Raw genomic sequence first — 11,618 nt, forward strand, 5'->3', positions numbered from 1 at the left:
GGCCGCCGCAGGCGTCGAGCGTCAGCGCGACGCGGCCGCTGCCGCCTGCCTGCGGTTTCAGATGCAGCGTCGGCTCGACAAGCGGCGCGGCGCCGGCCGTGGACACGGCGCAAACCGACAGCGCAATCGCGCAAAGATGTTTCCGCAAGAGACGCATGATCGATTTCCGGGCCGGTGGTCGAAGCAGGATGGTTGCAATATCCAGCCAAAAGACCCGCATCAAGGCGAAAATCGGGACGGCGCCCGTGCGACGAACGCCGTCACGAGAATTTGCTTCAGGCGTAGCGCGAGAGCGCGTTTGCCGTTTGCTTTTCGGTGCGCGCAAGGATCTCGCGCACGGCGTCGGTTACAGGTCCGACTTCCAGGCGCCAGACGCAGCACGCCTTGCTCGGGTCGGTCGGCTTGCAGAAGTCGCTTGCTACGCATTCGCAAGGCATGGAGGGCTGCAGCGCGATGCTCGCCACGCCGACCGGCCCCCAGCGGATCGGATTGGTCAGCCCGTAGAGGCCGACGACAGGGGTGCCCGCTGCCGCCGCCATATGCATCGGTCCGCTCTCATTGCCGAGGAAAAGCCGCGCCTCCTTCAGCAGCGCCAACAGCGTTTCGAGCGAAAGCGCGCCGACAAAGTTGACGACCGGCGAGGCTGTCCTCGCGGCAATCTCGTCGGCCGCCTTGTGCTCGTCCGGGCCACCGACGAGCACGAAATCCAGCCCGGTCTCGCGCGCAATCTCGTCGATGACGGCGGCGAAGCGCTCCGGCTGCCAGCGCCGGCCGAGAAAACTCGCCCCGGCATGCACCGCGACAAAACCGCTTCGCCTGAGATGGTATTTGTCCAGCAAGGCGAGCGCCCGCGCTGTTTCCACAGCCAATGGGCGCATCGACGGCGCTCTCACGCGCAGGTCGACGCCAAGCGCCTCGAGCGGCGAAAGGTATCGGTAGAGATAGTGCCGCTCACCGAAGCCGAACGGCCTCGCCCGAACGTTGGCCGGCTGACGCTCGTGCCATCGCAAGGGCCTTTCGGACGGATGGTAGCCGACCCTGGTCGGGGCGTTGACGAGGCTGCTGATGATGCGTGAGGTCTTCGAATCGGTCAGGTCGATCGTCATGTCGAAGCGGTGCCGGCGCAGCCTGCGCACCATCGAATACAGCTCGCGCCCTCGCTGCAGCGGCGATCCGCGCATCATGGCGCGGCGGAACGTGACGACATCGGAAGCGATGCCGTGGGCGGTGAGAAAGCTGGCGAAACGTGCCTCGCAAAGGAACACGATCCCGACGCCGGGATAGCCGAGCTGGAGGTTCCTGGCCAGCGCCGAGGCGAGAACGAGATCGCCGATGAACTTCGTCTGTAGAATGAGGATCGAGCGGAAGGGGGCGGGGGAAATCTGCAACATCTGTCTCGGGCGCCGGGGGGATCGGAGACCCTGGAGACTGGGCGGAAACGATGTCGAGAATGGGGGCCGGCAAGCGCACGTTCGCGTGACTTTGCTTACAAAACCGTAAGGCGGCGAGCCCACCGGCATGCCGATCGGCTAGCCGGAGCATTCTCTGGCAAGCCAGAGAATGCTCCGCCCGGGATTGTGGTTTTGTCGCGGATTCCGGTCGGAAATCCGTGCGACACCGCGACCGAAAAGATCAGTCGCGTTTTGCTGATGTCTTTGCCACCTTCACCGCGGCCTGCGCCGCGGCCAGTCTGGCGATCGGCACGCGGTAGGGCGAGCACGACACATAGTCGAGGCCGACCTCCTCGCAGAAGCGGATCGACGACGGATCGCCGCCATGCTCACCGCAAATGCCGAGCTTGATCCCGGGCCGCGTCGCCCTGCCCTTTTCGGCCGCGATGCGCACCAATTCGCCGACGCCCTCTATGTCGAGCGAGACGAACGGATCCTGCTCGATGATGCCCTTCTGCCGGTAGGTCTCCAGAAAGGAGGCCGCATCGTCGCGCGAAATGCCGAAAGTGGTCTGGGTAAGATCGTTGGTGCCGAAGGAGAAGAACTCGGCCGCCTCGGCGATGACATGGGCGCGGATGGCGGCGCGGGGGAGCTCGATCATCGTACCCGTCAGGTAGTCGATCTTCGTGCCGGTTTCCTGCATGACGCTGGCGGCGACCGCGTCGATGCGCGCCTTGACGTAGTCGAGCTCCTTCACGATGCCGACCAGCGGCACCATGATCTCCGGCACCACCAGCGCGCCGGCCTTGTGGCCGGCCTCGACGGCCGCCTCGAAAATGGCGCGTGCCTGCATCTCGGCGATCTCGGGATAGGAAACCGCAAGACGGCAGCCGCGATGGCCGAGCATCGGATTGAACTCGTGCAGGGCCTCGGTGCGCTGCCGGAGCTTGTCGGGCGACACATTCATGGCGGCGGCGACCTCGGCGATCTCCGCCTCGGTCTTGGGCAGGAATTCGTGCAGCGGCGGATCGAGCAGCCGGATCGTCACCGGCAGGCCGGCCATGATCTCGAACAGTTCGAGAAAATCCGAACGCTGCATCGGCAGGAGCTTGGCAAGCGCGGCGCGCCGGTCCTTTTCGGTATCGGCCAGGATCATCTCGCGCATGGCGACGATGCGGTCGCCATCAAAGAACATGTGCTCGGTGCGGCAAAGCCCGATGCCCTCGGCGCCGAAGGAGCGCGCCATGCGCGCATCGAGCGGCGTTTCGGCATTGGTGCGCACCTTCATGCGGCGCGCGGCGTCGGCCCATTCCATGATGGCGGCGAAATCGCCCGACAATTCCGGCTGCAGCATGGCCACCGCGCCCTTCAGCACCTGGCCGTTGGCGCCGTCGATGGTGATGACGTCGCCCTTGCGGAAGGTCTGCCCCATCGAGATCAGCGTCCCGGCCTTGTAGTCGACGCGCAGCGAGCCGGCGCCGGACACGCAGGGCTTGCCCATGCCGCGCGCCACCACCGCGGCATGGCTGGTCATGCCGCCGCGCGTGGTGAGGATGCCTTCGGCGGCGTGCATGCCGTGGATGTCTTCGGGGCTGGTCTCGATGCGCACCAGGATCACCTTGCGGCCTTGCGCCTTGGCGTCCTCGGCATCGCCCGAGGAAAAGACGATCTCGCCCGTGGCGGCGCCCGGCGAGGCAGGCAGGCCGACGCCGATGACGTCGCGGGCGGCCTTGGGGTCGATGGTCGGGTGCAAGAGCTGGTCGAGCGAGGCGGGATCGATGCGGGCGACCGCTTCCTCCCTGGTGATCAGCCCGTCCCTCGCCATCTCGACGGCGATCTTCAGCGCCGCCTTGGCGGTGCGCTTGCCGGACCTGGTCTGCAGCATCCAAAGCTTGCCGCGCTCGATGGTGAATTCGAGATCCTGCATGTCGCGGTAGTGCTTTTCCAGGCTGTCGGAAATGTCGACGAAAGCTTGGAAGGCTTCCGGCATCAGCTTCTGCAGCGACGGCTTGTCGGAGCCGGCGGCGATGCGCGCCGCCTCGGTGATGTTCTGCGGCGTGCGGATGCCGGCGACGACGTCCTCGCCCTGGGCGTTGACCAGGAACTCGCCATAGAGCTGCTTTTCGCCGGTCGACGGGTTGCGGGTGAAGGCGACGCCGGTGGCGGACGTGTCGCCCATGTTGCCGAACACCATGGCCTGGACATTGACCGCCGTGCCCCAGCTCTCGGGGATGTCGTGCAGGCGCCGGTAGGTGATGGCGCGGTTGTTCATCCAGGAAGAGAACACCGCGCCGATCGCGCCCCAGAGCTGTTCTTTCGGATCCTGCGGAAACGGCTTGCCCAGTTCCTCCTCGACCTTGGCCTTGTAAAGCGTGATCACGCCCTGCCATTCGAGTGCCGTCAGCTCGGTGTCGAGCTCATGGCCGAGATTCGCCTTCTCGTCCTCCAGGATCTCCTCGAAAACCTCATGGTCGAGACCCATGACGACGTCGGAATACATCTGGATGAAGCGGCGGTAGCTGTCATAGGCAAAGCGGGCATCGCCGGAATCGGTGGCCAGCGCCTCGACCGTCTCGTCGTTGAGACCGAGATTGAGAACGGTGTCCATCATGCCCGGCATGGAAGCGCGGGCGCCTGAGCGGACCGACACCAGAAGCAGCTTCGCCGGATCGCCGAAGCGGCGGCCGGTCAGCCGGCCGATATGGTCAAGCGCCACCGCGACATCCGCCTCGAGCTCGGACGGATAGGTGCGGCCGTTGGCGTAGTAGGCGTTGCAAACCTCGGTGGTGATGGTGAAGCCCGGCGGCACCGGCAGCCCGAGGCTGCACATCTCGGCCAGGTTGGCACCCTTGCCGCCAAGAAGATTGCGGTCGCCGGCACGGCCTTCTGCAGCGCCATCGCCGAAGGTGTAAACCCACTTGGTCATGCTCGCCCTCCAACGGTCGCAGATTGCAGGTTGGCGAAGCCCGTAGCCTTGGCTCCGCCCTGTCCGAATCGAGCGATATGATGCTGCACTGCGAAAGGCAAGGCGTCGGCAAAGCCGGCCGGCCGCTACAATCGATTAAGGAAAACCGCTAAAATCGATTAACTAAAAGCTGCGTCAAAAAGACCGGATGGTCCGAGGCCGCCAGAATGGATGCAACCAGAGTATCCGGAGAGCGCTATGCAACCTGTCATAGGTCTCATCATCAGGAATACATTGCAAAATGCAGACCCGCTAAAATTCCGCGCGATAGATCGAGGCGCTGCCGAAATCGAGCGGCCAGGATTTCGGTCAACCACGTCAGCAGACGTGCCCGTATGATTTTTTGTTGACAGCGAACCCCACTCCAATATTACCGACCTAACTTTCCAAACAGCAAAAGCGGAATGATGAAATTCGGGTCGAGCGGCGTCCGAGGTTTGGCCTCGGAATTGGTTGGGAAGCCCAGCGGACTCTATACCGAGGCGTTCGCCTGGCGCCTGGCTTCAAGCGGCTTGCAGTCGAGCGGCCCGGTCTTTGTCGGCCGCGACATGCGCGACAGCAGCCCCGCGATTGCCGACAATTGCATGGCGGCACTGGCCGCGAGCGGATTCCAGCCGATCGATTGCGGGGTCATCCCCACCCCGGCCCTCGCCCTTTATGCCCAAAAGCATGGCGCGGCCGCCCTGATGGTGACCGGCTCCCATATTCCCGCCGACCGCAACGGCATCAAATTCTATCGCCCGAATGGCGAGATCGACAAAGCGGACGAGGCTGCGATAACGCAGTATGTCGCCGAAAGGTCAAACGTGTACGATCCGCCGGCGCCTGCCGAAACGGCCTGGCCATCGCATCACGATGAAGCCGTTGCCGGCTACCTAGAGCGCGCCAACGGCATTTTGGGGCCGGATTCCCTATCCGGAATGAGAATCGGCGTCTACCAGCACAGTTCGGTCGCGGCGGAATTGCTGGTGCAGGTCCTTCGCTCTTTCGGCGCCGAGGCAGTCCCTGTCGGAAAGAGCCAAACCTTCATGCCCGTCGATACCGAAGCCGTGGACGCAGGCACGCTTGCGAAGCTGAAGGGCTGGGCCCGCGAATTCGCTCTCGACGCCATCGTGTCGACGGACGCCGACGCCGACCGCCCGCTTGTTGCCGACGGGAACGGTGATCTGTTCCGGGGCGATCTGATCGGGCTGGTTACGGCTCTTTTCGTCGCGGCGGATACGGTGGTGACGCCCGTGACCTCCAATTCCGGCATTTCAGATGCCTTGGGTTTCGAGGTGAGGAGAACGAAGGTCGGGTCCCCCTTCGTCATCGCCGGCATGGAGGCGGCGTACCGCGACGGCAAGGTCGTCATCGGCTTCGAGGCCAATGGCGGCGTTCTCCTGGGGTCGAATTGCCAGTTGAATGGAAAGACGTTGCCCGCGTTGCCGACGCGGGACTCGCTCCTCCCGATCATGGCCGTGCTTGGCACCGTTGCATCTACGAAAAGACCACTGTCGCGCTTGCGCGAGCTTTGGCACCTTCCATTCTGCGCCAGCGAGCGCCTCGAGAGCTTCCCGCTGGAGAACTCACGCAAATTGATGACCGAACTCGCTGGCCCGGATGCGCTGCAGCAGTTCCTGGCCCCGTTTGGTACCGTCGCCGAAATCGATGAAACCGACGGCCTCAGGGCGCGGATGGATAGCGGCGAGATCATCCATTTGCGGCCGTCCGGAAATGCGCCGGAATTGCGGTGCTATTCGGAGGCCGCGACCTATCACAGGGCGACTGCGATCGTGGCGCTGACGCTGGAAAAGGCGCGGGCATTCGCATCCACCGGCCCAGAGGTCGCGTCATGAAAGTCGTTCCGGTCATCATCAGCGGCGGAGCCGGCTCGCGCCTGTGGCCCGCCTCGCGGCAGTCGCACCCCAAACCCTTCCTCAAGGTGGCGGACGGGCATTCGCTGATCCAGCACACCGCCTTGCGCGCCGCCTCGATCAAGGACGTCGTCGAGCTTGTCACCGTGACGTCGCGGGAGCACCTCTTCCTGACGACGGACGATTTCGACGAACTCGGCAAAGGGGTATGAGGTCCACGGACTTGCGCGGCGATCGAGCACGGCCGACGTCAACACGACGCGCCTGAAATGGCTTGGCATCGAGAAAGACGTCAGGATCGTCGACGGCAAGGACGGACTTGCAGGACGACGCTCGGCGTTATAGAACATAACAAGAACATAGTAAGGAGTTGCGCCATGAAACTGACCGGGAAGCTCGACTATCTGGAACTGCCGGCGACCGGCGGCACGCTGGATAGCGTGAAAGCCTTCTACAGCGCCGCGCTCGGCTGGTCCTTCACCGACTACGGGCCGACCTATTCGGCCTTTGCCGAGGGGCTGGACGGTGGTTTCCAGGCCGATGCCGGCGAAGCCGCCGCGAAGCCGCTGCCGGTGCTCTATTCGGAGGCGCTGGAGGAAACGCTTGCGGCGGTCGAGAATGCCGGCGGCGCCATCGTCAAGCCGATCTTCTCGTTTCCAGGCGGACGACGCTTCCATTTCACCGATCCGGCCGGCAACGAGCTGGCCGTCTGGGGCGAATAGACGCAAACTGACCGGTCCTCGGGCCGCCCCTCGGACAGGCGCGCCGGTCAGTCGACGGCGAAACATGCGGCAAGATTACCTTGGATGAGACCTGTCCGAGCATTGAGCTTTGCGCCGGCTCGTCCTATAAGGCCGCGCGCAACGGGCACGTTGCGGTTGTTGGGGCGTCGCCAAGTGGTAAGGCATCGGTTTTTGGTACCGACATTCCCAGGTTCGAATCCTGGCGCCCCAGCCAAACCAACAGCACGAGACATCAGCGACTTGTCGCTTTGAGCGGCCCGTTTTCAGCCTTGCGCTTGAACCTGCGGCAGGGCGGCATCGAGCGACCGCTCGAACGCATCGACCAGCGTATCGACCTGAGCCTCGGTGATGATCAGCGGCGGGCAGAAAGCGATGGCGTCGGCCATGTTGCGCGAGATGACGCCATTCTGCTGCAGCAACCCGTTGACCAGCGCACCGAGAGCGGCAGGCTTGCCCCATGGCGCCTTGCTCGCCTTGTCGGCGACCAGCTCGACGGCCGCGATCAGTCCAACGCCGCGCACCTCGCCGACCAGCGGATGCGAGGCGAGCTTGCGCAGCCGCGCCTGCAAATGCGCGCCGACCCTGCGCGCATTGCCGACAAGGTCGCGCTCCTCGATCAGCTTCACATTCTCAAGCGCGACCGCTGCCGCGACCGGATGGCCGCCACCGGTGAAGCCATGGCCGAAGGTGCCGATGCGATTGCTTTCGTCGGCAATCGGCTCGAACACCTTGTCGTTGATGAGCAGGGCCGAGATCGGCAGGTATGAAGAGGAAATCTGCTTCGACAGCACCATGACGTCGGGCTTGATGCCGAAGGCCTGCGAGCCGAACATCTCGCCGGTCCGGCCGAAGCCGCAGATGACCTCGTCGGCAACGAGCAGGATGTCGTATTTCGACAGCACGGCCTGGACCTTCTCCCAATAGAAGGCGGGCGGTACGACAACGCCGCCGGCGCCCATGATCGGCTCGCCGAAGAAGGCGGCAATGGTCTCCGGTCCCTCGGCAAGGATCAGGCTCTCCAACTCGTCGGCAAGACGGCTCGAGAACTGCTCCTCGCTCTCGCCCGGCCTGGCGTCGCGCCAATGGTGCGGCGTCGATATGTGCAGCACATTGGCGATCGGCAGGTCGAAGGAGAGATGGTTGTTCGGCAGCCCGGTCAGGCTTGCCGCGGCTATGGTGACGCCGTGGTAGCCACGCTTGCGGCTGATGATCTTCTTGCGCGCCGGCTGACCGAGCGCGTTCGAGCGGTACCAGATCATCTTGAGCGCCGTATCGTTGGCCTCGGAGCCGGAATTGGTGAAATAGGCCTTGCTCATCGGCACCGGCGCCATCTGCACCAGCTTCTCGGCCAAGTCGATCAGCGGCGAATGCGCCTTCGATCCGAAGTCATGATAGAAAGGCAGCTTCGACATCTGCCGGGTCGCGGCCTCGACCAGGCGCTTTTCCGAGAAGCCGACCGCAACGCTCCACAGCCCTGCCATGGCCTCGATATAGCGGTTGCCGGCAATGTCCTCGACATAGATGCCGTCGCCCTTTTCGATGACCAGCGGACCCGTTTCCTGATGCTTGCGGGCATTGGTGTAGGCATGCAGGTGGTAGCGGATGTCGCGGGCTTCAGGGGAATTGGGTTGGGCGTCCATGCTGGCTCCTGTCTGCAGGCGTGCGGGCCAAACAGACCGTCTCTGTGATGAGAAGTCCAAGGTTCCGCCTCGCATTTGAGAGGCTTGATGCATCATGGCGGCAGGCGGCCGCAAGAGCCGCTCTGTCATGATCGAGCGCCATGCAGTTCCCAACGCTGCTTCGCACCACCCCAATGCCGCGGCCAGGCGCATGATCGCCGGCACTGGACAACAAGCCTATGATCCTTGAAGGCTGTGAGGTGCCGCTTGCGCAACCAAAATGGACGGGGGCATGGAACAGGTCGATTGCATCATCGCCGGCGCCGGCGTCATCGGCCTGGCGGTTGCGCGCACCATGGCCGCACAAGGCCTCGACACGCTGATCCTCGAAGCCGCCGACGCCATCGGCACCGAGACGAGCTCGCGAAATTCGGAGGTCATCCACGCCGGCATATACTACCCAAGGGGGTCACTGAAGGCGCGGTACTGCGTTGACGGGCGCGAGCTTCTGTACCGCTACTGCGCGGAGCGGTCGATCCCGCACCGGCGCTGCGGCAAGCTCATCGTCGCAACCGACGAGGCACAGGAGCCGGTGCTTGCCTCCATTCGCGCCAATGCCGCCGCTTGCGGCGTTGACGACCTGCGGTTTCTCTCCGCAGCCGAGGCGCAAACGCTGGAGCCGGCGCTGCATTGCACCAAGGCATTGCTGTCGCCCTCCACCGGCATCATCGACAGCCACGCTTTGATGCTCGCCCTGCTCGGCGAGGCCGAAGAGAAAGGCGCCATGCTGTCGCTCAACACGCGCGTCGTTTCCGGCCGGATCGGCGCCGGCGGCAGCATCGTCCTCGAGACGATGGACAGCGCAAGCGGCGAGCGTTTCGAGATCGCCACCTCACACCTGATCAACGCAGCCGGACTCGGCGCGGTGGCGCTTGCCGCCTCGCTCGACGGGTTCGACCGGCAGTTCCTGCCCACGCTTCGCTACGCCAAGGGCAATTATTTCTCGGTGGCCGGGCGGGCGCCGTTCTCGCGGCTTGTCTATCCGGTGCCCGAACCCGGCGGGCTCGGCGTCCATCTGACGCTCGACCTCGCCGGCACGGCGCGCTTCGGGCCGGATGTGGAATGGACGGACAGGCTCGACTACCGCGTCGACCCCGCGCGCGGCGAGCGCTTCTACGATGCCATCCGCAAATACTGGCCGGAGCTCGCCGACGGCAGCCTGCAGGCAGCCTATAGCGGCATCCGCCCAAAGCTCTCCGGACCCGGCGAGGCCAACAGCGACTTCGTCATCCAGGATCCGGCAACCCATCGCATCGAAGGCCTGGTCAATCTGTTCGGCATAGAAAGCCCCGGACTGACGTCCAGCCTGGCGATCGCCGCGCATGTCGGGCGTATTCTGGGACCAAGTGCGCGCTGATGCACCGCCCAACTACAAGCACCTCGATAGTCAGCTAAGCGGGCCACTAAGGACCCCGCCAACACCCCCGGAGCAAGGCCGCGCGTTGCGGGCGATATATTCAGCTCGCCTCACGCATGGCTTCGGCCGCCTGCAGGTCGACCGAGACCAGCTGGCTGACGCCCTGCTCGGCCATGGTGACGCCGAACAGCCGGTCCATGCGCGCCATGGTGATAGGGTTGTGGGTGATGATGACGAAGCGCGTCTCTGTGGTGCGGGACATCTCGTCCATGAGATTGCAGAAGCGCTCGACATTATGGTCGTCGAGCGGCGCGTCGACCTCGTCGAGCACGCAGATCGGTGCCGGATTGGTGAGGAACACGGCGAAGATCAGCGACATCGCCGTCAGCGCCTGCTCGCCGCCGGAGAGCAGCGTCATGGTCTGCGGCTTCTTGCCCGGCGGGCGGGCGAGGATCTCGAGCCCCGCCTCTAGCGGATCTTCCGACTCGATCAGCTGCAGCTCGGCGGTGCCGCCGCCGAACAGATGCGAGAACAGCCGCTGGAAATGGCCATTGACCACCTCGAAGGCCGACAGCAGCCGCTCGCGCCCTTCCCGGTTGAGGCTCTGGATCGCCTGCCGCAATTTGCGGATCGCCTCGATGATGTCCTCGCGCTCGGAAACGATGGTCTCCAGCCGGTCGGACAGCTCCTTTTGCTCTTCCTCGGCGCGCAGGTTGACGGCGCCGAGCCGCTCGCGCTCGACCTTCAACCGATCGAGCTGGCGCTCGACCTCGGCCATTTCGGGCATCGGGTCATCGGCTTCCAGACCGGTGTGGCGGATGACTAGGTGCGGCGGCGTGTTCAGCGTCTCCTGGATGCGCGCCTCGACCTCCAGCCGCCGCTCATCGGCGGCCGTCAGCCGCTCCTCGGCGCGGACACGGGTTTCGCGCGCCTCGGCCAGCGACTGAATCGCCGCGGTCGCGGCCTTGTCGAGCTCGGCCTGCCGGTTCTCCGCTTCCTGCAAACGGTCGGCCGCCGCCTGGCGCAGAGTCTCCGCCTCGGTCAATTGCGACAGCAGCGCGCGACGCTTGGCGTCGATCTCGTCCGGAGCGTCGGCCAGCCGCTCGCGCTCGGCCTCGGCTTCCGCCCTGCGCTCGCCAAGAGCGGCGATCTGCGTCGAGGCGTTTTCGGCGCGCTCCAGCCAGTTGCGGCGCTCGGCGCCGATCGCTTCGAGGCGGCGGGTGCGGGCCTCGGCCTCGCGCCTCAAGCCCTCATGCACGGCGCGCGCGTCGGCGAGGGTGGCGCGATCGCGCGAGACATTGGCCGAGGACTGTTCGAGCTGCAGCTGCAGGTCGCCGAGATCGGGCGCGGCCTGCAGCAGCATCTCGGCTTCCAGGAAAGCCGCCTGGGTTTCCTCATGGCTGTCGACGACGCGGGCGCGCGCCTCGTCGAGCGCGGCACGCCGGCTTACCAGCTCGCCGCCGGCCTTCTCGGCCTCGGCAAGCGCGTTGCGGGCGGCATCCAACCCATGCTGAGCGTCGCGGCCGGCCTGGCGGGCATTGCGCTCGGCCTCGCTTGCCTGGCGCAGCGCCTGTTCGGCCTGGGCAAGGGCTGCTTCGACCTCGCGCAGGACGCGGGTGGCCTGCAC

At 65.0% G+C, this 11,618-nt stretch carries 8 protein-coding genes and 1 tRNA gene; 5 read left to right on the forward strand and 4 right to left on the reverse strand.

What is annotated here, in order from left to right:
• Positions 1-275: 275 nt before the first annotated feature.
• Complete coding sequence (locus tag EN780_RS16975; RefSeq protein ID WP_128274776.1) at positions 276-1,391, reverse strand: glycosyltransferase family 9 protein; 1,116 nt, start codon at positions 1,389-1,391, stop codon at positions 276-278.
• Positions 1,392-1,632: 241 nt separating this feature from the next.
• Positions 1,633-4,317 (reverse strand): pyruvate, phosphate dikinase, encoded by a 2,685-nt coding sequence (gene ppdK, locus EN780_RS16980; protein ID WP_128274777.1) that lies wholly within the window; start codon positions 4,315-4,317, stop codon positions 1,633-1,635.
• A 446-nt stretch (positions 4,318-4,763) separates the two neighbouring features.
• Between ppdK and EN780_RS16985 the strand changes: the two genes are divergently transcribed.
• The 4 genes from EN780_RS16985 to EN780_RS17005 all read left to right on the forward strand — a co-directional run bounded on the left by EN780_RS16985 (position 4,764) and on the right by EN780_RS17005 (position 7,169).
• Positions 4,764-6,194, forward strand: coding sequence for a phosphomannomutase (locus EN780_RS16985; protein WP_128274780.1), 1,431 nt, complete (start codon positions 4,764-4,766; stop codon positions 6,192-6,194).
• Complete coding sequence (locus EN780_RS16990) at positions 6,191-6,424, forward strand: sugar phosphate nucleotidyltransferase (RefSeq protein ID WP_245499993.1); 234 nt, start codon at positions 6,191-6,193, stop codon at positions 6,422-6,424. Before EN780_RS16985 ends, EN780_RS16990 begins: the two co-directional genes overlap by 4 nt.
• A gap of 165 nt (positions 6,425-6,589) precedes the next feature.
• A complete protein-coding gene (locus EN780_RS17000; protein WP_127284010.1) occupies positions 6,590-6,934 on the forward strand; it encodes a VOC family protein in 345 nt (114 codons plus the stop codon).
• A gap of 160 nt (positions 6,935-7,094) precedes the next feature.
• Positions 7,095-7,169 (forward strand) — tRNA-Gln (locus tag EN780_RS17005).
• Between the two features lie 49 nt (positions 7,170-7,218).
• Here the strand turns inward: EN780_RS17005 and EN780_RS17010 are convergent.
• The gene (locus tag EN780_RS17010) at positions 7,219-8,595 is read right to left on the reverse strand and encodes an aspartate aminotransferase family protein (protein WP_128274778.1); all 1,377 of its coding nucleotides are present in this window, start codon (positions 8,593-8,595) and stop codon (positions 7,219-7,221) included.
• A gap of 271 nt (positions 8,596-8,866) precedes the next feature.
• On the opposite strand from EN780_RS17010, the gene EN780_RS17015 reads away from it, so the two are divergent.
• On the forward strand, positions 8,867-9,991 hold the full coding sequence (locus EN780_RS17015; protein ID WP_128274779.1) for an NAD(P)/FAD-dependent oxidoreductase: 1,125 nt from the start codon (positions 8,867-8,869) through the stop codon (positions 9,989-9,991).
• 100 nt (positions 9,992-10,091) lie between these two features.
• Here EN780_RS17015 and EN780_RS17020 read toward each other — a convergent pair.
• Positions 10,092-11,618, reverse strand: a 1,527-nt coding sequence (locus EN780_RS17020; protein WP_133372630.1) for a chromosome segregation SMC family protein, incomplete at its 5' end; no start/stop codon positions are given.

The sequence above is a fragment of the Mesorhizobium sp. M4B.F.Ca.ET.089.01.1.1 genome (genome assembly GCF_004022605.1).
GTDB lineage: Bacteria > Pseudomonadota > Alphaproteobacteria > Rhizobiales > Rhizobiaceae > Mesorhizobium > Mesorhizobium abyssinicae.

Coding starts and splice junctions, on each gene's coding strand:
- EN780_RS16975 (WP_128274776.1), bottom strand. CDS start 1,391: ATGTTGCAGATTTCCCCCGCCCCCTTCCGCTCGATCCTCATTCTACAG.
- ppdK (WP_128274777.1), bottom strand. CDS start 4,317: ATGACCAAGTGGGTTTACACCTTCGGCGATGGCGCTGCAGAAGGCCGT.
- EN780_RS16985 (WP_128274780.1), top strand. CDS start 4,764: ATGAAATTCGGGTCGAGCGGCGTCCGAGGTTTGGCCTCGGAATTGGTT.
- EN780_RS16990 (WP_245499993.1), top strand. CDS start 6,191: ATGAAAGTCGTTCCGGTCATCATCAGCGGCGGAGCCGGCTCGCGCCTG.
- EN780_RS17000 (WP_127284010.1), top strand. CDS start 6,590: ATGAAACTGACCGGGAAGCTCGACTATCTGGAACTGCCGGCGACCGGC.
- EN780_RS17010 (WP_128274778.1), bottom strand. CDS start 8,595: ATGGACGCCCAACCCAATTCCCCTGAAGCCCGCGACATCCGCTACCAC.
- EN780_RS17015 (WP_128274779.1), top strand. CDS start 8,867: ATGGAACAGGTCGATTGCATCATCGCCGGCGCCGGCGTCATCGGCCTG.